20 protein-coding genes and 1 tRNA gene are annotated in these 25,373 nt (G+C 39.2%); 6 read left to right on the top strand and 15 right to left on the bottom strand.

The genetic code is table 11. The features are described from left to right. Nucleotides 1-95: 95 nt before the first annotated feature. The 4 genes from ACJJVX_RS13025 to ACJJVX_RS13010 all read right to left on the bottom strand — a co-directional run bounded on the left by ACJJVX_RS13025 (nucleotide 96) and on the right by ACJJVX_RS13010 (nucleotide 1,854). On the bottom strand, nucleotides 96-482 hold the full coding sequence (locus tag ACJJVX_RS13025; protein WP_169326437.1) for a hypothetical protein: 387 nt from the start codon (nucleotides 480-482) through the stop codon (nucleotides 96-98). 49 nt (nucleotides 483-531) lie between these two features. After that, nucleotides 532-622, bottom strand: a tRNA-Ser gene (locus tag ACJJVX_RS13020). Nucleotides 623-727: 105 nt separating this feature from the next. Beyond that, nucleotides 728-1,105, bottom strand: coding sequence for a hypothetical protein (locus ACJJVX_RS13015; RefSeq protein WP_054203683.1), 378 nt, complete (start codon nucleotides 1,103-1,105; stop codon nucleotides 728-730). 200 nt (nucleotides 1,106-1,305) lie between these two features. Continuing rightward, nucleotides 1,306-1,854, bottom strand: a complete 549-nt coding sequence (locus ACJJVX_RS13010) for an NAD(P)H nitroreductase (RefSeq protein ID WP_405631788.1) — start codon at nucleotides 1,852-1,854, stop codon at nucleotides 1,306-1,308. A gap of 635 nt (nucleotides 1,855-2,489) precedes the next feature. On the opposite strand from ACJJVX_RS13010, the gene ACJJVX_RS13005 reads away from it, so the two are divergent. After that, entirely contained in the window at nucleotides 2,490-5,309 is a 2,820-nt protein-coding gene (locus tag ACJJVX_RS13005; RefSeq protein ID WP_169326350.1) for a bifunctional aconitate hydratase 2/2-methylisocitrate dehydratase, read from the top strand. Between the two features lie 610 nt (nucleotides 5,310-5,919). On the opposite strand, the gene ACJJVX_RS13000 is transcribed toward ACJJVX_RS13005, so the two are convergent. From ACJJVX_RS13000 to ACJJVX_RS12975, 6 genes are all read right to left on the bottom strand, one after another. After that, complete coding sequence (locus tag ACJJVX_RS13000; RefSeq protein ID WP_405631785.1) at nucleotides 5,920-6,450, bottom strand: hypothetical protein; 531 nt, start codon at nucleotides 6,448-6,450, stop codon at nucleotides 5,920-5,922. A gap of 317 nt (nucleotides 6,451-6,767) precedes the next feature. Further along, nucleotides 6,768-8,957, bottom strand: coding sequence for an ATP-binding protein (locus tag ACJJVX_RS12995; protein WP_405631782.1), 2,190 nt, complete (start codon nucleotides 8,955-8,957; stop codon nucleotides 6,768-6,770). Between the two features lie 461 nt (nucleotides 8,958-9,418). Then, nucleotides 9,419-9,892 (bottom strand): DUF1456 family protein, encoded by a 474-nt coding sequence (locus tag ACJJVX_RS12990; RefSeq protein WP_054203611.1) that lies wholly within the window; start codon nucleotides 9,890-9,892, stop codon nucleotides 9,419-9,421. Nucleotides 9,893-10,034: 142 nt separating this feature from the next. Beyond that, a complete protein-coding gene (locus ACJJVX_RS12985; RefSeq protein WP_405631781.1) occupies nucleotides 10,035-11,279 on the bottom strand; it encodes a lipoprotein-releasing ABC transporter permease subunit in 1,245 nt (414 codons plus the stop codon). Next, nucleotides 11,269-11,967, bottom strand: coding sequence for a lipoprotein-releasing ABC transporter ATP-binding protein LolD (lolD, locus tag ACJJVX_RS12980; protein ID WP_054203609.1), 699 nt, complete (start codon nucleotides 11,965-11,967; stop codon nucleotides 11,269-11,271). The genes ACJJVX_RS12985 and lolD overlap by 11 nt, the downstream gene beginning before the upstream one ends. Next, complete coding sequence (locus tag ACJJVX_RS12975; protein ID WP_170173583.1) at nucleotides 11,960-13,177, bottom strand: lipoprotein-releasing ABC transporter permease subunit; 1,218 nt, start codon at nucleotides 13,175-13,177, stop codon at nucleotides 11,960-11,962. The genes lolD and ACJJVX_RS12975 overlap by 8 nt, the downstream gene beginning before the upstream one ends. A 147-nt stretch (nucleotides 13,178-13,324) precedes the next feature. Between ACJJVX_RS12975 and ACJJVX_RS12970 the strand changes: the two genes are divergently transcribed. Further along, nucleotides 13,325-15,016: a SulP family inorganic anion transporter gene (locus ACJJVX_RS12970; protein WP_405631779.1), complete on the top strand. Its 1,692-nt coding sequence runs from the start codon at nucleotides 13,325-13,327 to the stop codon at nucleotides 15,014-15,016. Between the two features lies 1 nt (nucleotide 15,017). Here ACJJVX_RS12970 and ACJJVX_RS12965 read toward each other — a convergent pair whose 3' ends face one another. Then, nucleotides 15,018-15,893 (bottom strand): LysR family transcriptional regulator, encoded by an 876-nt coding sequence (locus tag ACJJVX_RS12965; RefSeq protein WP_170173584.1) that lies wholly within the window; start codon nucleotides 15,891-15,893, stop codon nucleotides 15,018-15,020. A gap of 106 nt (nucleotides 15,894-15,999) precedes the next feature. Between ACJJVX_RS12965 and ACJJVX_RS12960 the strand changes: the two genes are divergently transcribed. Both ACJJVX_RS12960 and fghA read left to right on the top strand, forming a co-directional pair. Continuing rightward, on the top strand, nucleotides 16,000-17,121 hold the full coding sequence (locus tag ACJJVX_RS12960) for an S-(hydroxymethyl)glutathione dehydrogenase/class III alcohol dehydrogenase (protein WP_054203606.1): 1,122 nt from the start codon (nucleotides 16,000-16,002) through the stop codon (nucleotides 17,119-17,121). Nucleotides 17,122-17,171: 50 nt separating this feature from the next. Further along, complete coding sequence (fghA, locus tag ACJJVX_RS12955) at nucleotides 17,172-18,014, top strand: S-formylglutathione hydrolase (RefSeq protein WP_405631777.1); 843 nt, start codon at nucleotides 17,172-17,174, stop codon at nucleotides 18,012-18,014. Here fghA and ACJJVX_RS12950 read toward each other — a convergent pair. Next, entirely contained in the window at nucleotides 17,968-18,357 is a 390-nt protein-coding gene (locus ACJJVX_RS12950; RefSeq protein WP_054203604.1) for a hypothetical protein, read from the bottom strand. The two genes, fghA and ACJJVX_RS12950, sit on opposite strands and share 47 nt — an antisense overlap. A 163-nt stretch (nucleotides 18,358-18,520) precedes the next feature. Between ACJJVX_RS12950 and betT the strand changes: the two genes are divergently transcribed. Both betT and ACJJVX_RS12940 read left to right on the top strand, forming a co-directional pair. Beyond that, nucleotides 18,521-20,503, top strand: coding sequence for a choline BCCT transporter BetT (gene betT, locus ACJJVX_RS12945; RefSeq protein WP_082355617.1), 1,983 nt, complete (start codon nucleotides 18,521-18,523; stop codon nucleotides 20,501-20,503). A 323-nt stretch (nucleotides 20,504-20,826) separates the two neighbouring features. After that, on the top strand, nucleotides 20,827-21,243 hold the full coding sequence (locus ACJJVX_RS12940; protein ID WP_054203602.1) for an MgtC/SapB family protein: 417 nt from the start codon (nucleotides 20,827-20,829) through the stop codon (nucleotides 21,241-21,243). Nucleotides 21,244-21,597: 354 nt separating this feature from the next. Here ACJJVX_RS12940 and ACJJVX_RS12935 read toward each other — a convergent pair whose 3' ends face one another. The 3 genes from ACJJVX_RS12935 to ACJJVX_RS12925 all read right to left on the bottom strand — a co-directional run bounded on the left by ACJJVX_RS12935 (nucleotide 21,598) and on the right by ACJJVX_RS12925 (nucleotide 25,138). Continuing rightward, complete coding sequence (locus tag ACJJVX_RS12935) at nucleotides 21,598-22,839, bottom strand: amidohydrolase family protein (RefSeq protein WP_405631773.1); 1,242 nt, start codon at nucleotides 22,837-22,839, stop codon at nucleotides 21,598-21,600. Between the two features lie 12 nt (nucleotides 22,840-22,851). After that, nucleotides 22,852-24,234 (bottom strand): amidohydrolase, encoded by a 1,383-nt coding sequence (locus tag ACJJVX_RS12930; protein ID WP_170173602.1) that lies wholly within the window; start codon nucleotides 24,232-24,234, stop codon nucleotides 22,852-22,854. A gap of 118 nt (nucleotides 24,235-24,352) precedes the next feature. After that, nucleotides 24,353-25,138 carry a hypothetical protein gene (locus ACJJVX_RS12925; RefSeq protein ID WP_170173587.1) on the bottom strand — a complete coding sequence of 262 codons (786 nt, stop codon included), beginning with the start codon at nucleotides 25,136-25,138 and terminating at the stop codon, nucleotides 24,353-24,355. Nucleotides 25,139-25,373: the final 235 nt, after the last annotated feature.

The following is a 25,373-nucleotide window of genomic DNA, read 5'->3' as shown; positions in this document are numbered from 1 at the left end:
CACGTTTTGTTTATACCAACCTATCATGCGCTGGTATCAGTTAAAAGACGCGTCTATGCTATCATAAAAAAAAGCCCTTTTGGGCTTCTTTAAGCTTAGTTTTTATTGAGTTTTTGCTTAATTAGGCCCATTGCAAAAGTAAATACTGGCAGGCTGATTAAAATACCAGCAAGCAATGGTCTACTCAATAATGCATGCGTACCAACTAATACCGCAGGTACTACAACAACACCAACGACCCCAATAAAAAATGCACCAATCACAGGCCAATGTTTGTCATATTTTGTGATCAAATGTCCACTGAGAATATTGAAACCTAAACAATAAACAAACGACGTAAGTAAAACAGCATCAGGTTGGGCATCAATAGCCATTTTGACGAGCAAGTTGATGGCACTGTGATAGCAATAAGCAAATACAGTCCATAACAGGACATGTTTGACCACCCGTTGCACCGTGTTTAATTGGTTTTGTTGAGACATCATAAACTCCAGATAGCAAAAAGCCGCCCATAAGGCGGCTTTTTAAATATGGTGGAGAGATAGGGATTTGAACCCTAGATGGGCTATAAACCCATGCCGGTTTTCAAGACCGGTGCATTCGACCACTCTGCCATCTCTCCGTACGGCGCGGATAATAGTGGGAATGACTCTTTTTGTAAACCCCTAAAATGCAAAAAACCTAAAATAATTGATATTATAGGTTTTTTAACTCATTTTAAGACAGTTCAATAATATTGCTTAGGTCGACGAGCAATTAGTGAGCATAATGAACACGCTAATAAACTTAAGCTAACAAAGCTAATAACTTGGAATATCAAATCAAATCTGTTTAGGTCACCGCTTGGCATAATCACCAAAATAAAGGCCGGTAATACACTTAACATCACTACGTACAAACACACTTTAAATGCTCGACCAAAATCAAATCGTTTACTGCGTTGCATCCACCAAGTCAGTAAAACAAGAATACTCATCGCTGAAAAGGCCACTAAATACGGTGTTTTTGTACTCATTGCGATATAAAGAGTCAGCGCTGCGCCAACCAAGCCCCATAAGGACCACGTTAACCATTTCTCTTTTTCACGTAGAAATAAATTTCCCATCATTCTCGTCTTCTTTATCGTTATTTTTATAAGACTATCCATACACTAACAAAAAACAACAGATTAAAAAACATACTGCAGAAGAAATAGTTCAATTAATGCATCCATGCACTTCTTACAGCTAAAGCAGAGTAACACGTTTAAACTTAATATGATGTGACCAGATTTTTAGAGAAAAGTTCATTCATTTGTGAAAATGATTATAAATTTGTAAAAAAGTGTTCAGGGCTATGACGGACAGATTTTTTACAATCAACTGCTGGTGTCCCTAAATAAAGATACCCGACAATTTCATCTTCACGAGTTAAGCTTAAAGCACCTTTAACTGCATCACTCTGTGCAAAATAACCCGTGCGCCACACACCACCTAAACCTTGAGCGAAAGCTGCTTGTTGCATAGCTAACACCGCACACCCAGCACTTTGAACTTGCTCTACGCGTGGAACTTTTGGGTGAGCTTGGTATTTTGCAATAGCGATAATAATCATCGGGGCACGCAGCGGTAATTCTTTCGCACGATTAATCACTTTTTCATCTTGTTGCTCTGTAATGGCACTTTGATGATAGATCTCACCCAAACGTTCACGCCCTTCCCCCTCAACAACAATAAATTGCCATGGTGCAATACAGCCATGATCTGGCACTCGCAGCGCCGCCTGTTTAATAATACTAAGTTGATCATCATTAGGGCCTGGGGCAATCAATCGAGGATCTGATTGGCGGGTTAATAAAAGTTCAATAGCATCCATAGCAAATCTCTTATTTAAAAGAAAAGAGCATACCATTGATAGTGAACGCTGAGAAAGTGATCTGAGCCAATACTTTGAGATACTTCGTTGATAAAATAAAATGACACAAAGCGACATCTGAACACTTACTGGTTGATTAAACTCAATGATATTACAGTCTGGATCGCTGATGAAAAAAGCCGAGAGCGATATAAATTTAATCAGGAGACATAATAGAACTTCTTATCTCATATATGATTGCACTAACCTGAAACTTCCGAACTCGTAAATCACAGCTTTTATCCTATTTTAGCTGAAATAATCATTATTTAGATGTTTAAACACATACGTACATTATGCATCAACTGTTCAGAAGACATTGAACAACAAAAATCCTCCATTGTTTAATTTTTACAGTTAGACGAGTATGCGCTACAACCATCATACATTCACAAGATTGATAGTGAATATTCATTTCATATATACAAATTATGGTGCAAGTACGATAAAATCCTACCTTGTGTATAGATACCGTCAACGTAAAACCAGCTATAATTATAGTTGGGCACAAAGCTTTTTTCATTTGGGCATTACTAGTCACTGTAAATCAGTTAAAATGCTTAACTTCATATCAAGTAAAATACCGAGAGTTTTCTATGAGTTTGTATACAAAATATATGGAAGAAATCCAAACCCGTAAAACGGAACTTGGATTAAACCCAAAACCAATTGATAGTGCAGAGCTACTATCTGAAATCATCACTCAAATAAAAGATACGAACAACGAGCATCGTGAAGATTCTCTGCATTTCTTTATCTATAATACATTACCAGGAACAACGAGTGCTGCGGGCGTTAAAGCACAGTTTTTAAAAGAAATTATTCTTGGTGACGAAGCTGTAACAGAAATCACTACTGAATATGCTTTTGAGCTTCTTTCACATATGAAAGGCGGCCCTTCAATTGAAATGCTACTTGATCTAGCATTTGCTGATAACGCAGAAATTGCTGCACAAGCGACTGACGTACTTAAAACACAAGTGTTCTTATACGATGCAGATACTGCTCGCTTAGAAGCAGCATATAAAGCAGGCCACCCTGTTGCTAAAGAGTTATTAGAAAGCTACGCACAAGCTGAATTTTTCACTAAGCTGCCAGAAATTGCAGAAAAAATCGATGTTGTAACCTACATCGCTGGTGAAGGTGATATTTCAACTGATTTATTATCTCCTGGTAATCAAGCGCACTCACGTGCCGACCGTGAATTACACGGCAAATGCATGATCACACCAGAAGCACAGCAAGAAATCGGTGAGTTACAGAAAAAACACCCAAATGCAAAAGTAATGCTAATTGCTGAAAAAGGCACCATGGGCGTGGGTTCATCACGTATGTCTGGCGTTAATAACGTCGCACTTTGGGCGGGTAAACAAGCAAGTCCATACGTTCCGTTCATCAACATTGCACCAGTGGTTGCGGGAACTAACGGTATTTCACCAATCTTCCTAACAACCGTTGATGTAACTGGTGGTATCGGTCTTGACCTTAAAAACTGGGTTAAGAAGGTAGATGCTAACGGTAACACAGTAACAGATGCTAACGGCGACGCAGTTCTTGAAGAAGCGTATTCTGTTGCTACTGGTACAGTTTTAACGATTAATACCAAAGAGAAGAAATTATACAACGGCGATAAAGAGCTTGCTGATGTGTCTTCTGCATTCAGTGCTCAAAAAATTGAATTTATGAAAGCTGGCGGCTCTTATGCCGTGGTATTTGGTAAAAAACTACAAACATTTGCAGCAGAAACTTTAGGTATTGATATACCGCTTGTATATGCACCTGCTAAAGAAATATCGCATGAAGGTCAAGGCTTAACAGCCGTTGAAAAAATCTTCAACCGTAATGCCGTAGGCGTATTGTCTGACTCACCGCTACACGCGGGTTCTGATGTACGTGTTAATGTAAACATTGTTGGTTCACAAGATACAACTGGCCCAATGACGGCGCAAGAACTAGAAGCAATGGCAGCCTCTGTTATTTCTCCTATTCTCGACGGTGCATATCAATCAGGTTGTCATACAGCATCAGTATGGGATAGCAAAGCGCAAGCAAATATTCCTAAATTAATGGCGTTCATGAATAAATTTGGCCTGATCACAGCTCGTGATCCGCAAGGCGTTTATCATGCAATGACTGACGTAATCCACAAAGTATTAAACGACATCACAATTGATGACCGCGCTATTATCATTGGTGGTGACTCACATACCCGTATGTCTAAAGGCGTAGCGTTTGGTGCTGATTCAGGTACTGTGGCATTAGCACTTGCAACGGGTGAAGCGGCAATGCCAATTCCAGAGTCTGTTAAAGTAACCTTTAAAGGCAGCATGGCTAAGCACATGGATTTCCGTGACGTTGTTCACGCAACTCAAGCGCAAATGCTTAAGCAATTTGGCGGTGAAAACGTATTCCAAGGCCGTGTTATTGAAGTACACATTGGTACTCTAATGGCTGACCAAGCGTTTACTTTCACGGATTGGACTGCAGAAATGAAAGCGAAAGCATCAATCTGTATTTCTAACGACGAAACGTTGATCAAGTCTATTGAGTTGGCTAAGAGCCGTATCCAAATCATGATCAACAAAGGTATGGATAATAAAGCACAGACACTTCAAGGTCTTATCGACTTAGCTAACACACGTATCGAAGAGATCAACAGCGGCACAAACCCTGCGCTTGCACCTGATGATGTAGCTAAATACTACGCTGAAGTAGTGGTTGATCTTAATGAAATCGTTGAGCCAATGATTGCCGATCCAGACGTAAACAACGACGATGTATCTAAGCGTTATACTCATGACGTTATTCGCCCTGTTTCATACTACACTGACAAGCCAGTTGATTTGGCGTTTGTTGGTTCGTGTATGGTTCATAAAGGCGATATGAAAATCATCGCTCACATGTTACGCAACCTTGAAAAGAAAAACGGTTCAATCGTCTTTAATGCACCATTAGTTGTTGCACCACCAACATACAACATCGTTGATGAGCTAAAAGCTGAAGGCGATTGGGCAATCTTGGCTAAGTACGCTGGTTTTGAATTTGACGATGCGAAACCAAAAACTGCGGCACGTACTAAGTATGAAAATATCTTATACTTAGAACGCCCAGGCTGTAACTTATGCATGGGTAACCAAGAAAAAGCTGAACCTGGTGACACTGTAATCGCCACATCAACACGTCTGTTTCAAGGTCGTGTTGTAGCTGATACATCAGATAAAAAAGGTGAATCACTGCTTGGTTCTACACCACTTGTAGTACTTGCAAGCGTATTAGGCCGTTTCCCTACAATCGAAGAATATAAGTCTGCGGTTGAAGGCATTGACCTAACATCGTTCACACCGGTTGAAGAAGCAATGATCACTAAATTCAGTGCTGAAAAATCTGTGCCTGTCAAAGTAGTTGACGCTAGCTAATTTAGTTTAGTAATTAAAAAGCGCGTTTTAAACGCGCTTTTTTAATATTACGAGCAATCGATAAGAAATATCATTTACCAGACATTGCACAGAGCAAATTCATAAATTTCTATTTAAGTTTATAACCCCCTCCAAAAAATGAGAAATAAGAAATTTCCCTAGATGAAGCAATTAAACGCATAATTATGGACGGTCTTTGGTATATCAAAGTACTTTATCTCTCTGTCCTCAGTTTTTTACTAATTTGCTTCTTGAACATTTGTTCCGTAAAGGTGCTCAAGCATATCATTCTCTTAATGTTGAATATGCCGCTAATGAAGTAAATAGTGCTGAAAATATAGTAGAAAATCACGTACTGTTGTAGCAAAGTTCTCGTAAAAGAGTTAAAGGGTTAAAGAAAAATAATATTCTTCATATTGAGGTAGCTTGGGTATAAATATACCATGCCCGATGAAACCTACCGCTAAAACAGCAAAGCGACCTCCGTAATCGCTGCATTAAGTAATGTATGATAATTAAGCTGAAAAACACCAAAAATCATTGTTAGTATATTTATACTTTACTCTGTTAAGTGGCTATATTTTTAAATAATTTATGTCAGTAAGATAAATTAAATTAGTTCAAATGAGTCCATAAACTCATTCATTTGCCCCTTATGATCATCCGAGTTTTCGTACTGACAACTAAGGTTGTATGAATTACTCATATACTTAAAAATTTGCATTCTCAACAACTTACTATCTTTTGTCGTCACATCGAATTGATAGCCACTTACCCCCCCAACAGAGATAAACTCTTCACTATTGATGCTACTGCCATATCTGTTGAGCAGATTTCTTTTGGCAACATCTATTTGGTCATAAATATCCCCTGTCACTTCATCTGCATCTAAGTAATCAGATATTACAATACCGCAAACAAGTTCAGGCTTACGCACAAAATAACTCACTGTTTTGAATTTTCCGTAATTAGGGAGATCAATGATTTCAGATTTTTCTCTTGGCTTGTCAGGAAATGTAATCTTAAACTTATATTCACTTGAGTGGATCTCACTCATATTTGATTTAATTAGCCCTTCAGAAGAGAAGAAAAATTTATAAGCACCAAATGCAGCTGCTAGTATTAAAATATACTTAATCATTTATTGTCCTTTACGCATTATTTTTGAAAGTTAAGTATCTACAAGTATTAGTCTCTTAACTGACTTTAAACATTTACTCATCCATGCTGAATAAATTTATGGATTACCCATTTAGATTAATTCGGTTATACACAGACCATAGCTGAGTTCCTATTTTGATACAATCAATATCTTGTTTGAGTGAGTCTCGTGAAATTTTATCGACCTAATCGCTATGCTTGTGAATCGCACTCTTTACCTTCGTTACGAGAAATAAGGTTCAGAAGCTTCTATGGTGATCAAACCAATGTAATGACTGGCGGGAACTGAACTAAAAACTAAGTTTTCAACCAGCGTGATAATAATGAAGCGAGTAAATTAAACTCAATTGGTTTACTTAAGTAATCATCCATTCCAGCTTGAAAACATGCGTTGACATCTTCTTGCATTACATTCGCCGTTATCGCAATGATAGGAAGATTTTTCCATTTTTTATTTTCACGGATAATTTTTGTTGCACTTACTCCATCAAGATTAGGCATATGCATATCCATCAAAACAATATCAAAATCTTGCTGCTGTAGAATATCTAAAGCGATTAAGCCATCATTTGCTATTACTACATCTAGATTTAACTTTAGAAGCATTGCTTTGATCACCAATTGATTGACCATATTATCTTCTACAACGAGTACTGTGGCTGACACATTTGAAAAATCCAGCATTGGATCTGTGTTCTCAATTTTGTTTTCATTTTTTTCAACGGTTAAAATACTAAAAATGACCTCAGTTCCCTTACCAAATTCTGAATGAATCGTAATTTTACCGCCAAGCATTTCTACAAGCTCTTTACATAAACTTAAACCTAACCCTGAACCACCATAAACACGTGTTGTACTATTATCAGCTTGACTAAATGGCTCAAAAATATCAGCGAGTTGATCGTCTTTAATCCCGATCCCACTATCTTTCACTACACACTGCAATGTTAAATCAGCACCTTCTTTTTGTGTATTAATCGTCACATTCACATTTCCAAATTGTGAGAATTTAATACTATTACCGATTAAATTTACCAATATCTGTTTCAAGCGTGTTTTATCTGAGTAAACACTAAGTGTGTGGTTATCGCTATGCCATTGTATAATAATTGACTTTTTTATAGCTAAGGGCTGAACTATTGCGAAAACTTCATCTTGTAACTGTTGTAATGTAAACACTGAATTATCGGCTTTTAATTTTCCTTGCTCTAATTTAGAAATATCCAGTATGTCATTAATTAGCGACAATAAATGTGTTGCTGAAGTTACCCCTGTATTTACTAACAGCACCTCATCTTCTTTCAGTCCAGGAGCTGTTTGTAATAACTGCAAAGTACCTAAAACACCATTGAGAGGCGTTCTGATTTCATGACTCATATTGGCTAAAAAGCGACTTTTGGCTGTTAACGCATCACTGGCTTTTTCCGTTGCAATTTCAAATGCTTTTGTACGTTCTTCTACGCGTTTTTCAAGTTGTCCTTCTCTCATTGAAAGCTCATCACGCATGCTAATAAAAACACGTGATAGTTCACCGAGTTCATCTTTACCTGATGAGGCGATCTTCACGCTATAGTCACCTAAAGATAAAGCATGTGAAGCCTGAGTTAAGTTATGAATTGGCGCATACAGACGAACAGATAAGCGAATGGCTATAAATAAGGCTGCCACGAAAACAATAGAAAAAATTATCCAGAGAGTTTTTTGTAACTCTTTTATTCTGGAAAATATAAGTTTATTTGGGATCACTACAGCAATGCTATAACCAGCTGAAGATATTGGCGAGAAGAAAATATGCTCTTTTTCTTCAGTTTTACTATTAAATATTTCTGCAAACCCTGAATGTCCAGCCACCATACGAACCCCAATATGGTTCATCTCTTCGTTTGGCTCTTGTGTAACCCTTAACTTAACACTGACCTTTTCACCAATATTATTTAAGACCCAGCGCTCATTTTTTTTCAAAAGTTGAATTATTTTATCAGCTTCCCAGTGGTACATATAAATACCGCTATTTGATACAAGCATAAAACGTACGCCATCATCAAAAGAATTCATAACCTGTGTTTGAACTGCTTGTATCAAACGCTCGATTTCGTTCCAACCAATACTGCCACCGATCAAGCCAACAACTTGTTTCTCGTCATTTAAAATTGATGAGCTTATTACAATTTGTCTTACTCCCGTTGTATAGGAGATCATGGGTTCTGATACAAAAATAACAGGATCATTAGCTGTATTTTCACCAACGGTCGTCAACCAGTAGTCTCTTTTTTTAATTGAACGAGGTTTGGAGTTCGCGATTGAATCATCAAAAGTACGTTTTAGATTTTGAAAACTATTTCCCCCTTCAGTGTTGTAAAAACTGCCATCAATTTCACCTACAATGAATTTTTCATAGGAGCCACTACCTTGTTTTTTTTCACTGATCAAATAATCGCGCATGTTGACAAATTGCATAGACTTTATTCGTGAATCTTTTGCTAACATTGATATTTCAGCTTTTCTTTCGATAAAATATCGATCAAATATCCCTGCGGCGTTACTTACTTTTGCTTGGGCTGCAACGATACTTAAACGTTCTGCTTGCTCAGTGCCTTGTATACTCACTAAAACAAAAACCACTAATAGCGGCAATAGCGAGCTGATTAATAATACGGTGATCAAACGAGTCTTTAGTTGCATATGATGGGTTAACGATGAATGAAGTTGTAAGTCTAGACGAGCAAAGAGAAATATACGAATATTTACAGGTAAAAAGCATTATTAGCTTTTATGATTTATAGGCAGAGTAAAAGCTACGATTTATCACAAAAGTTAATGTAAAAAACGGTGTGAGATTCAGGTTAAATTACATTAAGCCAACATCGTGTTACAAAACCGATCCTGCATATTAAGGTAATTTGAGTATACAAGTAACCTAGATTCAGGTTACTTGTTAAAAATACTGATTAGTTACCAGTAGATTCTGGGCGGATTTTTTGCTGCACGCCTGTTAAGAAGTTACGTAATATTTGATCGTTACACACACGGAAGTGTTTGTTATCTGCTTTACGAGAAAAAGCACTTAGCTCATGCTTGCTTAGAATAAAATCAGTAACGGCGAGTGCATCAATAACGTCTTCAGCTTTCATGTTTAACGCTATGCGTAATTTCATTAAGATCATATTGTTATTGAGCTTATTCTCAGGCACTGGCTGCTCACCTTCACGTTTACCACGTTTAGTATTAATAAGGCCATTTAAGTAAGTCGCAAACTCAGTATCAGTAATCTCAATATAGCCTTCATCCCCTTCTTTACATAACCACGCAACAACTTGTTCCTTCGTTACTTGACAATCTGCCGCGGCAAAAATCTCAATCATTTTAGTATCAGATAAATCAAAGGTATAGCGAATGCGGCGTAAGATATCATTATTAGTCAAAGTAAATTCCAAGAGTAAAGGTATTGGTAACCAAGCAATTTGTTGCTGGTTTATTAAATAGCCACACAGTCTAACAGAGATAGCTTTATCCCACTATTGATTATTATTTTATAAAAGTATGTGGCCATTTAAAGTATTCGATCTAGTTTCCTAGTACCTTCGCAGGGTCTACACGGGTAGCTTGCCAAGCAGGATAGATCGTTGCTAACACCGCAAGTACAAATGTAACAATAACCGTTACAACAATATCTTGCCATACTAACTTACTGGGTAAAAATTCAATAAAATAGACCCCTTCTAATGGGTTACTGCCAGCAAATTGACTAAGTAAAGTAAACAACTCGCTAATATTTAACGCGACAATCACACCAATAAAAGAGCCTAAAATAACCCCAATAAACGCTTGGCTTAAACCTTGAAGGATAAAGGTCGCTAGTATCGTACTGTCTTTCGCACCCATGGTCTTTAATATAGCAATATTAGCTTGTTTTTCTCGCACTTCCATGACTAACGATGAGACAATATTAAAACTCGCGACAGCGATAATTAAAAACACCACAATATAAACGATGGTTCTAACCATTTGTATATCTTGATATAAACTACCCTGCGTTCTAAACCAGCTAGAAATATACACATAATCATCTATTGTTTGGCCAACTCGCAACGCAATTTGATGTGCATAATAAACATCCGCTACAGCTAAGCGCAACCCAGTGACTTGCTGTGAGTCATAACCTAACACCCTTTGTGCTTTTTCAAGGTGAATAAATGCAGCGGAGCTATCGATTGGGCCGCCCATTTCAATTATCCCAGCCAGCGTCAAAGTAACTCTTTTCGGTGCTAAAATGTCGTTACTCGTTTTGTTAACTTGCGGGATCAATAATGTTATTAACTCCCCCTGCGTTACACCGAGCTGTTTAACGATTTGTTGACCTAAAATAACCTCATCAAAACCTAACTGGCTAACTAATTTACCTTTCGTGTATTGATTAACCGCCGACACTTTGCTCTCTAATGTAGGATCTATGCCACGCACTTCAACCGCTTTTAGTTCACTTTTGTACTGCGCCATACCGTTAACGCTAATAAAAGGCGCGGCCCCAACCACATCTCGCTGCTGAGTAAGCTTTTGTACTTTATCAGGCCAATTATCGATAGGACGATTCGGTGCAACATATTCAACTTGCGGAACAACACTCAAAAGACGATGCACTAATTGTTGTTCAAATCCGTTGATCACTGAAAGCGCAATAATTAAAACTGCAACACCAAGTAAAATACCGACTGTTGATGCTTTAGCAATAAAACTAACAAACCCGTTCTTTTCGTCTTTACCGCCTGAGCTTGCTCTAAAACGCTTGCTCAAATAAGCACTAAGCAACATGACTTGCCTCTTTGATTGCTAATTTTCCATCATCAAGATAAGCAATTTTACCCAATTTATCAGCCAATTCTAAATCGTGTGTCACTACTACAAAACTGGTATTCAAACTGCTATTAAGTTCTTTGATCAAATCGTAAATTTTAATCGCATTTTGTTTGTCCAAGTTGCCCGTTGGTTCATCTGCTAATACTAATGCGGGCTCTGTTACAAGCGCGCGAGCAATGGCTACACGTTGACGTTCGCCGCCAGACAACATCGACGGTTTATGGCTACTACGATGCGATAAACCGACTTTATCTAACATAGCCAATGCCTTTAAATTTGCCTTTTTTGCGCTAAGACCTTTAATCAATAATGGCATCGCTACATTTTCAACGGCATTAAACTCCATCAATAAATGATGAAATTGATAGATAAAACCTAAATGCTCATTACGAAACTTAGCCTGTTCAGCACGTGAAAGTTTAGCGACTTGTTGACCTTTAATTTTAGCCACTCCACTAGTTTGCGCATCTAAAGTACCCAGTATATGCAAAAGCGTACTTTTTCCAGACCCTGAGCTGCCCACAATAGCGAGCATTTCACCCTGCTGAAGAGATAAATCCACTCCTTTCAATACTGCAACTTCACTCGCACCATCTTGATATATTTTACTTAACTTCTCACATTGAATAACTAAATCATTCATATCGCAATACCTCTGCAGGACTAACATTGGCAGCTTTACGCGCCGGGTATAAAGTGGCTAAAAAGCTCATGGTAATACTACCAATGGCAATGAGGGATAAATTCATTACGTCAAATTTTACGGGTAAAGCAATACCTGTTAATAAATTCAAACCTATCAAAGCTAATGCTTCATTAATATATGCACTTAATAGTAACCCGAATGCAGCGCCAATCCCTGTGCCAATTAAACCGTTGTAAAGGCCTTGGATCATAAAAACTTGCTGTACTTGAGAAGGCGTCAGTCCTAAAGTCTGTAATATTGCAACTTCACTTTGTTTTTCACTGACCATCATAGTTAAAGCCGAAACAATATTAAATACAGCCACTAATACTATTAGCGCCAATAGCATCGACATAACGCGCTTTTCCATAGCGACGGCCGCAAATAAGGTGCCCTGCGATTGTCGCCAGTCTGTCACCTTATATTGACTTAAAAGCGCATTTGACGATGCAATAAATGCATCCAATTCAAAGGGGTCGTTTAGCGATATGCTTAAGTTAGGCGCGCTGCTGTCAGGGAGTTTTAATACCCGTTGCAATGATTCTCCACTTGTAAATGCAAGGCCCATATCGATTTCAGAACCAGTTTCATAAATCGCTGCAACGGTAAATAAACGTTGGCTTGGCACACGCCCTAATGGCGTGTAGGTTGATGCATTTGGCATAATTACACGTACTTTATCACCTAAGCCAATGCCTAGTTTGCGCGTTAAATAACGGCTAATAGCAATATTATAACGCGTCGCCATTACGACTTGCCAATTACCCTGAATGACTTTATCGCTGATTTTATAAAGCGATGCATTTTCATCGTACAAGCCTTGTAACAGCACACCGTGCAAATCACGGTTTGTTTGTAAAATAGCTTCGCCATGACGATACAAGCTCGCCTGCTTAACAAAATCAGACACAACAACGTCTTTTTGTAGCTGGATCATATTAGTTTGAGTGTGCCCACTTGATGAGATTTCTACATGAGGGATCAATCCCAACATATTGCTCTTTAGGTTATCTTCAAAGCCATTCATCACTGAGCTGACGGTAAAAAGCGCCATTAAACCAATTGCAATACCAGCAATTGAGAAAAATGAAATAAAAGAGATAAAAGCATTCCCCTTAGAGGAACGACTATATCTCAGCCCGATAAACAGGCTAACAGGTTGAAACATAATTATTTATGATCGCATCTAATGCCAATTATGCCGCCATACTAGCATAAACTGTATTTATTTGGGTATCGTCAAAAGTGTAAAAAAATAATTAAAAATCTGATACTTGATAATGCGTTTTTAAGTTAAAATACGCCAAATTACAAGATGAGGAACCCCGTTTTGTCTTTAAAGCGATTTAAACACGTAAATTTAAAAGGTGATTTATTTGGTGGTGTGACTACTGCGATTATTTCATTGCCTCTAGCGCTGGCCTTTGGTGTTGCCTCGGGTGCTGGTGCTGAAGCTGGTATGTGGGGCGCAATCCTCGTTGGTTTATTTGCCGCCCTTTTTGGTGGTTCTACTTCATTAATATCTGAACCGACCGGTCCAATGACCGTAATAATGACCGCCGTTTTAACCACTATGCTCGCCAGTTATCCTGAGCAAGGCCTCGCAATGGGCTTTACCGTTGTGATGATGGCAGGCGCTTTTCAAATAATGCTCGGCACTTTAAAGCTTGGCAAATATATTACGCTGATGCCCTATAGCGTTATTTCAGGTTTTATGTCTGGTATTGGGGTAATACTTATTATCTTACAGTTAGCGCCATTACTTGGTCACTCCTCCCCAGGTGGCGGCGTACTGGGTACTTTGGGCGCACTGCCTGATTTAGTTATGGATTTGCATTTCTCCGAATTATTTTTAGGGTTATGTACACTCGGTATTTTATTTTACCTACCGCAAAAATTTCGACAGTATGTGCCTGCCCAACTTGTTGCCCTTGTAGTGGTAACTATAGTCTCTATCTTAATCTTCTCTACCGACGACATTCGCCGTATTGGTGTCATTCCAAGTGGCTTACCCAGTATTGTATTTCCAACTTTTACCGCCGATCTTTTTACTGAAATGGTTATTGATGCGCTTGTATTAGGTACTCTTGGTTGTATCGATACCCTATTAACCGCCGTCATTGGCGATAGTTTAACCCGTACCGAACATGACTCAGACAAAGAACTGCGTGGCCAAGGTATTGCTAATATGGTTGCTGGTTTTTTTGGCGCACTTCCTGGTGCAGGTGCAACAATGGGCACCGTAGTCAATGTACAAGTTGGCGCGCGATCCCCTCTGGCTGGGATCCTTCGGGCTGTGATCTTAATGGCTGTCGTGTTTGTGGCTGGCAGTTTAACCGAACCGATCCCTATGGCCGTACTTGCTGGTATTGCAGTGTATGTCGGCTTTAATATTCTTGATTGGAGCTTCATTCAACGCGCCCACAAACTGAGTATTTTACAAATGGCTATTATGTATGGTGTGATGCTGCTCACCGTATTTGTCGATTTAATTGTGGCGGTAGGTCTTGGCGTATTTATTTCAAATATTATTGTGATCGAACGACTTAGCCGAGAACAAGCCAAACATGTAAAAGCGATTAGTGACGCCGATGACGATGATGTACCTCTTGCCGTTGAAGAGCGTGAACTTCTAGAACGAGCTCAAGGAAAACTGCTGTTTTTCTACTTATCAGGCCCGATGATATTTAGCGTATCAAAAGCAATTGCACGCCAACATCGTCACATTAGTGAATATGAAGCCATGGTGCTTGATTTGTCTGATGTACAGATGCTTGATGTTACCGTGTCTTTAGCCATTGAAAATGCAATTCAAGATGCGTTAGATGCCAATTGTGACGTTTTCATTTACTCACCAAATCGTGATACCAGTGAACAACTAAAACGACTACAAATAAAGGATAAGCTGCCTACAAATGCTTTTTGTATCAGTCGAAGCGAAGCCCTCAATAAGGCACTTGTGAGTATGCAAAGTGTTGAGCAGGATATCTCTACTGTTATAAACTAAACTAAACTAAGCTAAGCGCTGCTACTAAATGATCGAGCAGCGCTTTCACATTAGTCGCAACAAACTGCCGTGGAGGGTATACGCCCCATACACCTTCAGGCTTTGGTTGGTTATTCGTTAGGATAGGCACTAAATTCCCCTCAGCTAAATCCTTTTCAATGTAATAATTAGGTAATTGAACAATACCAAGGCCTTTTTTTGCTGCGTCCGCCAATGCCCAGCCACTATTACACTGTAACCGCCCTGCTATTTTAATATGCTTATCACGCCCTTGTTCACATACTCGCCAATAACTGCTATTACCCACTAAGCATTGATGTTGTTGTAATTCCGCTAATGTATGAGGCTCTCCGAAGCGTTCTAAATACGCTTTTGAACAACAGATCACAAAATGACGCGCACTTAAACGCCGTGCTTTTAAACTAGAGTCTTTTAAATGACCAAGGCGAATAGCTAAATCAAACCCACCTTCAAGTAAATTTTCTTGCTCATTACTCAGTGACATCACCACTTCTAAATCTGGATACTGCTGCATAAACGTATGCACCGCCGGCATCACAAATGTTTCGCCATACATTACAGGCGCTGTGAGTTTAATTTTACCTTTTGGCGTACTTTGTTGCTCTGCCAATAGCGCTGTTGCATCGTCCATTGCGTGTTGTAAATGCTTAGTTTGATGTAAAAATGCTTCGCCTTCTTTGGTCAGTACCACTTTGCGCGTCGTACGCGTTAACAATTGCGTATTTAAGCGTTGCTCTAATTGCGTTACTTGTCGACTAATATGTGCAACGGAAACCCCTAATACTACGCTAGCACGAGTAAAACTTCCCTCTTCACCCACTGCGATAAACTCATCTATACCTAACCAACGACTCATTATTACCATACTGTAAAAGTGTTTTATTAAAATGAAGATTAACATTGTTTGAGAAACAAATAAAATAGCGTCATTGTTTTTAAGCACTGTATATAAGAGAGTCACTATGTCTGAATTTATAAAATCTAAAGCAGCTATCGCTTGGGGCCCGAATCAACCACTGTCAGTTGAAGAAGTGGATGTAATGATGCCTAAAAAAGGCGAAGTAATGGTAAAAATTACCGCAACAGGTGTATGCCATACTGATGCATTTACTTTGTCTGGTGCTGATCCTGAAGGGATTTTCCCAGCTATTCTAGGCCATGAAGGCGCTGGTGTGGTTTATGCAATTGGCGAAGGAGTTACAAGTGTATCGGTAGGCGATCATGTTATTCCTTTATACACTGCTGAATGTGGTGAGTGTAAAATGTGCACGTCAGGTAAAACAAATTTATGTTCAGCTGTGCGTGAAACCCAAGGTAAAGGCTTAATGCCTGATGGCACCACACGTTTTTATAAAGACGGTCAGCCAATCTATCATTATATGGGTTGCTCTACGTTTTCTGAATACACCGTACTTCCTGAAATCTCTTTGGCTAAAGTGAATAAAGCAGCATCGCTTGAAGAAATATGCTTACTCGGTTGTGGTGTAACAACGGGCATGGGCGCAGTTACAAATACTGCAAAAGTACAAGCTGGCGACACGGTTGCGATATTTGGTTTAGGTGGGATTGGTCTATCTGCCATTATTGGTGCAAAAATGGCTGGTGCTTCTCGTATCATCGGTGTCGACATCAACACCAGTAAATTTGATCTTGCCACCAAGTTAGGTGCTACAGATTTAATCAATCCAAAAGATTATGACAAACCAATTCAAGACGTAATTGTTGAAATGACCGACGGCGGTGTTGATTACTCATTTGAGTGCATTGGTAACGTTGATGTTATGCGCTCAGCCCTTGAGTGCTGCCATAAAGGCTGGGGGGAGTCGGTGATCATTGGTGTTGCTGGTGCAGGTCAAGAAATTTCAACTCGCCCATTCCAACTAGTCACTGGCCGCGTATGGCGTGGTAGCGCATTTGGTGGCGTAAAAGGTCGTTCACAACTGCCCGACATTGTTGAACGTTACATGGCCGGTGAGTTTGCGCTAAATGACTTTATCACTCATACCATGGGCCTTGAAGACATAAATGAAGCGTTTGATTTAATGCATGAAGGTAAAAGCATTCGAACTGTTATTCATTACTAAATTAATTGGCTGCATCGCACTGCGGTGTAGCCGTTAACAAAGAGAGAGTTATGTTAGATAATTTAAGCGCTACAAAAGTAAATGGTGGCTGGCATAAACAGTACAGCCATATTTCCACCAGCACTCATTGCCAAATGCGTTTTGCCATTTTTTTGCCACCAGGGGCCAGCCAAACCAATAAAGTGCCTGTGTTGTATTGGTTATCAGGCTTAACGTGTACTGACGAAAACTTTATGCAAAAAGCCGGTGCACTTAAAAAAGCGGCAGAGCTTGGCATAGCAATCGTTGCACCTGATACTAGCCCTCGCGGTGATAATGTCCCCGACCTAGACAGCTATGATTTTGGCCAAGGTGCAGGCTTTTACCTAAATGCGACACAAGCTCCCTATAACACGCACTACAACATGTACGATTATATTGTTCATGAATTGCCAGCGCTTGTTGAGCAGCACTTCCCCGTGACGACTAAAAAAGCCATTAGTGGTCATTCTATGGGTGGTCATGGTGCAATGGTCATTGCACTACGTAATCCAAAAAGTTACAGCAGTGTGTCAGCATTTAGCCCAATTACAAACCCAATTAATTGCCCTTGGGGACATAAAGCTTTTAGCTTGTATTTAGGTGATGATCAAATAATGTGGGCTAATTACGACAGCTGTGAACTTATGAAAAATACGAGCAGCGATGACTTTTTACCCATGCGTGTTGATCAAGGTGATGCCGATAGCTTTTTAATCGATCAACTTAAGCCAGAAAACCTAACAGCCGTTGCTAAACAGATAAACTTTCCGCTTACACTACATATGCAGGCAGGCTATGATCATAGCTACTATTTTATAAGCAGCTTTATTGACGAACACTTATCATTTCATCATAGTCATTTGCGTAGCTGATTTTTTTATTCACATGGGGTTTTTCAATTGTAACGTCTTGGCATTCTTTAATTGTTCGAGAAATACGCCTGCAAACATTCGATGTCTGCGGTTTAATTTGATCTTTAATAAACCCCACTACAGCACTGTCTATTTGAAACCCTAACTCAGAAAAAGAAAGGGTGTTTACATCACCATCAACAATAAATGTTTTGGGTTCGGTATGCGGCCCCGATTGCGCAAGATCAGCATCATAATTCTCATCAGCTTTAGAATAAGCGGTACCATCAATTAATACACCCGCCACTGTACAGCCTGTTAGTAATTGGCATAATACCAAGGCACTAAAAATAAGTCTTAACATAATACAAACAACCTTCTATAAATTTAAACTCCATCTGACATGACTATAAACGAATTAAGTAAAAACACTGTTAAAAACTGTAAGAGGAATTAATTAATTGAATATGCTATACTTTCGTCGAAATTTTATTTCTATGTACACTCAATAATTCCGGGGAATATCAATGTCCACCACAGAAGAAAAATCCAAACTCAATCCACCTGTATTTTACACAGCCTCCGCGCTGATTATTATGCTCGTGCTATTTACTGCATTAGCCCCACAAAGTGCTGATGTCTTTTTTAACGGCTTACAAAGTGTCATTGTGCAAAATGCCAGTTGGTTCTATGTACTTACCGTTGCCATTATTTTGATCACCGTCGTTTTTTTAGGCTTGTCGCGTTACGGTAACATTAAACTTGGCCCTGATCATTCAACACCTGACTACAACCACATGACTTGGTTTTCTATGCTCTTTAGTGCGGGTATGGGGATAGGCCTGATGTTTTTTGGCGTAGCCGAACCTGTGATGCACTATATGAATCCACCTACAGGTGATGCTGCGACTGTTGAAGCTGCACGTGAAGCGATGAAAATCACCTTCTTCCATTGGGGATTACATGCATGGGGAATTTATGCGATTGTCGCATTAATATTAGCTTTTTTTAGCTACCGACATGGCCTGCCATTAACTCTGCGCTCTGCGCTATACCCCCTTATTGGCGATAAAATATATGGTCCGATCGGCCATGCGGTTGATATTTTTGCCGTTATAGGTACCGTGTTTGGTGTTGCAACATCCTTAGGCTATGGCGTATTACAGGTAAACTCCGGACTCAATTACTTATTTGATGTCCCTGTAGGCATTGTTACCCAAGTCATTCTTATTGCCGCAGTCACCGGTTTGGCAATTGTCTCTGTCACAACCGGCCTTGATAAAGGTATTCGCCGTTTGTCAGAGCTAAACATGGGCCTTGCGGTCATCATGTTGCTATTTGTATTAATACTTGGTCCTACTGTTTATTTGTTACAAGCTTTTGTACAGAACGTGGGCTCTTATGCTTCAGATATAGTCAGTCATACTTTTAACTTATTTGCCTACGAAAAAACTGAATGGATGGGCGGCTGGACTATTTTATATTGGGGTTGGTGGATGTCTTGGGCACCGTTTGTTGGCTTGTTTATAGCCCGAGTTTCCCGTGGTCGTACAATCCGTGAATTTGTTATGGGTGTACTCTTTATTCCAACTGGCTTTACCCTTATGTGGATGACATTCTTTGGAAACTCAGCCATTGATTTGATCATGAATCAAGGCGTTGCCAGTTTAGGTGAAGCGGTTTCAAAAGATGTTGCGATTTCTATTTTTGCATTTTTAGAAAACTTCCCAATGTCAGGAATTTTATCATTCATTGCCACTTGTATGGTTATTGTATTTTTTGTTACATCGTCTGACTCAGGCTCAATGGTGGTCGACATGTTATGTTCAAATGGTAAAGACAACACACCTATGTGGCAGCGTATTTATTGGGCTGGTGGCGAAGGTGTTGTTGCTGCAGTCTTGCTCATGGTTGGCGGTTTAGGTGCTCTTCAAACCATGACTATAGCCAGTGCCCTGCCCTTTGCAGTTGTACTGCTAATAGCGACGTATGGCTTGATAAAAGCATTACGGGTAGACATTGCTAAACGTGAAAGTTTACAAATGAACATAGCCCCTATAGCCCCCACTTTACCAGGCAGCGAAGGTGCAAGTTGGCAAGAGCGACTAAATAATATTGTTGATTTTCCTAACAAAGCCAATGTAAACCGTTTCGTTAAATCAATTGCGTTACCGGCAATGGAAAATGTCTCTAAAGAGCTTAAAACACATAGTCTTGATGTTGAAATTGACTTAGAGCAACTTGAACGCGGGCATGTTAGTTTAAAAGTATTGCTTGGCGAGGAAATTGACTTTTTATACGAAGTTAAACGCCGATCATATGAAAAACCATCTTATACACAAGATGAAGATGAAGATGACGACAGTGATAATAATTACTATCGAGCAGAAGTTCATTTACGTGAAGGCGGTCAAGATTACGATGTTATGGGCTGGTCTAAAGAAGCTGTGATCAATGATATTATCGACCAATATCATAAACATATGCACTTTTTACATACTCTTCGCTAACTTCCAATAGTGCTTTATACCAATCAGCGTAGATATGGGGTCTATTTAATTCGTTAAATTGTTCAAATATTTATGTAGATTGGTATAAATGTTACAGGAGTAAGCTTGCTTGTTCCTGTAACATTTATAGGTTTTTGATTTTATTTTATACTCAACAGCAGTCCTACCCAATAAGTAATATCCCCTCGCTAGTCTGTAAATATTACCTTGCTCAAATCCGTAGTAAATAATTAAAATATTGTAAGTAATTAATAATAAATGTTTTTATATTTGGTTCGTTCTTTGCCTACTTCATTAGGGGCTAAGGCTAGACAGGATCAAAGATGGAACTCAACTTACAATGGCATGAAATAATCGATAACCTAATCCATTTAGGGATCGCCTACATGCTGGCATTACCTATGGCGTTCGACCGAGAGCGATCAAATCATGGTGCAGGCCTGCGCACTTTTCCACTTGTTGCTGTCGCATCTTGTGGTTACGCTTTAGTTGGTATGTCTGTGCTTACTTCAACCGAAGCTGAGTCTAAAGTTCTCGAAGGTATAATCACCGGGATTGGCTTTATTGGCGGTGGAGCCATTTTAAAAAATAAAAATTCAACTTATGGCACAGCAACCGCCGCAAGCATATGGAATATGGGGTTAATTGGTATAGCGGTGGCATTTAGTCGTTACGAAATTGCCTTACTAATGGCTATTATCAACTTTATAACCCTGCGTTACGTAAAAAGATTAAAGTAAAAATGTTTATTTTTGTTGATATTATTTGCCATCTATTTAGATTTTAATAATGCATTTTATCTTTTAGTTGGTATAGACTTGCTTGGAAAATATAAATATTTATTGATTGTTGTGTTCTTTGTGAAAAAAGAGACGCTCACAAGTTTAGTTAAACGCAAGAACCGCCTATAAAGTAAATACAGTCAATAGTGTAATTGAATAGCCATTTTATGAAAGCCTGATTTTTCTGACGGATAATATCCATCGTAATACAAGTTTAACCAACAAATAGAGCAACTTATTTCAAGTTAAATTCTAGGCTAAAAAATAAAAAGGCCGCAAATGCGACCTTTCTATATAAAACGAACAAGCAGATTATTTTGTATAAGCGCGCGGCATCTCAGACTCTGCCATATAACGGTCACGTAACTTATCTTGGCGAGACTCGGTTGTTACCTCTTCGCCATTAATAAACATTTTTGTAACGTGGCTGCTTAGTTCAAATGGGTCGTTATTCCACATTACTAAATCTGCGGCTTTACCCACTGCAACACGGCCAGCATTGATACCAAACACATCAGCAACATTCGCTGTGATGGCATGTAATGCGCCTTGTTGGCTCATCCCGTAAGAAACTGCGTTGCCTGCATCAAAACGAAGCTGATAAACATTGTGGCTGCCATCACCTGCGATAGCAAAAATAACTTTAACACCCGCTTTTTCAAGCTCGCCTGCGTTATTTAGATTCGCATGGAGTGAATCAAAGCTGCCAGGTAAGTTATCCATTGCACTGATAATAACAGGTACGTTTGCTTCAGCTAATTGTGCTTTAACTACCACAGCATCTTGTGCGCCAGAGATCACCAAGTTAAGTTTAAATTGCTGTTTTACTTTGAGCAGCTCAAGAATGTCAGACGCACGTGATGCACTTACAAGTAATGGCATTTCACCTGCTAACACTTTAGTAAGCACTTTATCTTCTGTACTTGGTTTAGCGTCGTCTTTTTTATCTTTTTTGCTGGTTTTTTGCTGATGTGCTTCAAACTTATCGATTAAGTTTTTAAGCGACATTGCACGAGAGCCTTTACGCTGCTCACCTAGATTAACCACAAGTGCTGCATGTGTTTGGCTGACGCTATCAAATTCACCACTTAAATCAACTACGCTTGCTAAACCTGCAAAGATGCTATCGCCACCATGCGGTGTGATCACATCACGTGTTATACCGCCTTTACGTGCGTAAGGGATCAAGCTACTGCGTGGATTAAAAGCCAAGCTTGGGTCAAAGTCGATCCCTGCTTTATCATCACCAGCATCACGCGAGCCTGCCACAGCGCCCACTTCAACTAAACCTAGCTGGTTCATGCTACCGATAAAGCCGGCAGTTACAATTTGGCCTTTCGCATCAATGATGGTATCTGCTTCAACTTTTGTTGGATTGATGGCAATAATTTTGCCCTCATCCATTATAATACTCGCGCCTTGTAAAATACCTTGCTCTGTTGAGGTATGCACAGTTGCGTTGATGATAGCCACTGACTCGGCGTTAACGCCAGTACTTGCTAATAAACCAGCAGCAACTAGCGAGAGCGCAAATGAATGTGTTATTTTTGTCATTCTAGTTACTCCTTATTTTTGACCTAACATAAAATCGCTTTGTGCTTGGTAAGCATCGTCATGGCGATCATATACTTTTGCACCATCTACAAATACTTGCTCAGCTTTTGCATACACACTAAAAGGATTCTGATTCCAAATTACCACATCACCTTGCTTACCCGCTTCTAGTGAGCCTGTTTTATCAGCTATACCTAATGATTTAGCGGCATTTGAAGTGATCCACTTAATCGCATGCTCTTCAGATATATTAAAACCATTGTCATTAGCGCGGAACATCACCTTGCCAGCTTCTTGGTTTAAACGCTGAATTGTCGTGTCTGAATCTGAGTGAACTACTGCACATGAATTTTTCACGGCATCAACGATAGCAACGTTTTCTTGAACCATGTCGTAAGCTTCCATTTTAAAGCCCCACCAATCAGGCCAAAGTGCTGCACACGAACCATTATCAGCTAACATTTCTGCAATTTTATATGCTTCAATACCGTGATGGAATGTGCCTGCGTGGTAACCAAACTCTTTAGAAAGATCAATCATCATTGCCATTTCTTCGGCTTTGTAACAATGATTATGGATCATTACTTCGCCTTCTAGCACGCCACGTAACGTATCAAATTTAATATCACGATGCGGTACTTCAGGGTTTTTACCCGCAGCGTAATCACTGTCATATTTATCCCACTCACGCTTATATTCAGCAGCGTCAATCCAGGCTGTACGGTAGCCTGCCATATTTCCCATACGTGTTGATGGTAAAATACCTTTGCGACCATATACGCGTTTAGGGTTTTCACCACACGCCATTTTTAAACCATAAGGTGCATCTGGGAACTTCATGCTTTGCATAGTATGCGCTGGCACATTTTTTAAAGTAACGCCACGCCCGCCAAATAAGTTGGCAGAACCAGGCAGGATTTGTAATGACGTAATACCACCTTCACGCGCACGATTAAAGCCTGGATCTTGTGGCCAAACAGAATGTTCGACCCAGACCTCAGCTGTATTTGGGCTGGTCATTTCATTACCATCTTGGTGTGATTCAACCGATGGATTTGGGTACGCACCTAAATGCGAATGTACATCAATAAGACCTGGTGTAACCCATTTGCCTTGTGCATCAATTGTATTATCAACTTGTACTGTTAAATCTTTACCAACTTGTTGTACTTTCCCATCAATAAGTAGTACATCAGCTTCTTCTAAACGCTCACCCGTACCAGTTAATACGGTCGCATTAGTAATTAAGGTGCTTGTTGATTTAAGTGCTTGATATGTACTTGGATAAGGATTTTTATTAATTGTAACTTTTTCATCTTGTGGTCCGCTGTCTTGGCAACCGGCTAACGCCACACCAAGAGCAACAACCAACAATGAAGGAGCAAATTTTTGCATCATGTTTATCTCTGTTGTTTTTTTATTACTTTATATAAATACACGCAATAAAGCCAAAAAATAAGCTAGAGCCTCATTTATATAAGATGAATGTAAGCAACTAAATGTTTAAATAATATTATTTCTTAATATAGTTGATATACAGTTTCTCCAATGCACCTTCTGTCGTTAAGCTTGGATCTTTAGTTATAAAGTGCTTTACGGTTCGCGTGACAAAGTCTGAATTTTGTTTATGTAATTTAGAAAAATCTTTAATTAAGCAATTACCATCTTTTGCTGCTGTGACTTTATCGTGACGATGACGGTACTGACTCAGCGCTTTATTAAAGTCACCTTGGTAATCTTCGACCAAAATTTTATAAAAATCACTTTTTTGTACTTTTAAGTTGCTTATGCAGTAATTTAAAGCTTCTTTGAAATCGTAAAAAACGAGTCCTTCAACATCAAACTCTGCGGTTTTTTCACGTACCGTTACTTTAGCTTCCTCTGTGGCATAACTGAAGCCGCCAAACGCAAGACGCTCTGCGGCTTCTGCACCGAGCTTCATACCGGCTTTAATACTGTGCGCAAATTCATCACTCATATCGCCAAGTTCATTTTCATGCCACATGTTATACACTCGCAACGGCTTTGCGTATTTAGTGCCGAGTTTACTTTTTAGCTTAGTAAAACGCTCATCAATCGTCATTAAACGTTCATTATGTAATATTGCATGACACTCATAACACGCTGCAATACTTATAAAGTCAGCTTCTTCGCCTAAGTCGATAATACTTTGAAGCATATGCAATGGCGGGCAATGATCGCGCTCTGTTGCTTCACAGCCACAATAAAAGCAACGATTAAAATTATGCTGCTCACAAGCATATGCTTGCTGGTAATAACTCGCCAATGTTTTACTCACAGTGTCTCCTAATAGACCGATATCTTTATAATCATGGCGATCATAACAGGGTTTTAAAATATGTCAGTATTACAGCACGATAAAGTGCATTTACTCTAAAGTAAATGGTGTGTAAAACCAATGAAAACAGATTGAAAACCAACCAAAATCAATAAAAAAGTTAAAAAATAATTCTAGTTAAATATGTCAAAAAACACATATTAAACATCTTATTTTCATGCGCTTAGATATTAAT

Origin of the sequence: Pseudoalteromonas sp. Ld20 (assembly GCF_045064175.1) — a bacterium.
Taxonomy (GTDB): Bacteria; Pseudomonadota; Gammaproteobacteria; order Enterobacterales; family Alteromonadaceae; genus Pseudoalteromonas; species Pseudoalteromonas neustonica.
The sequence above is the reverse complement of the archived record's forward strand: the minus strand, read 5'-3'. Positions and strand labels throughout refer to the sequence as shown.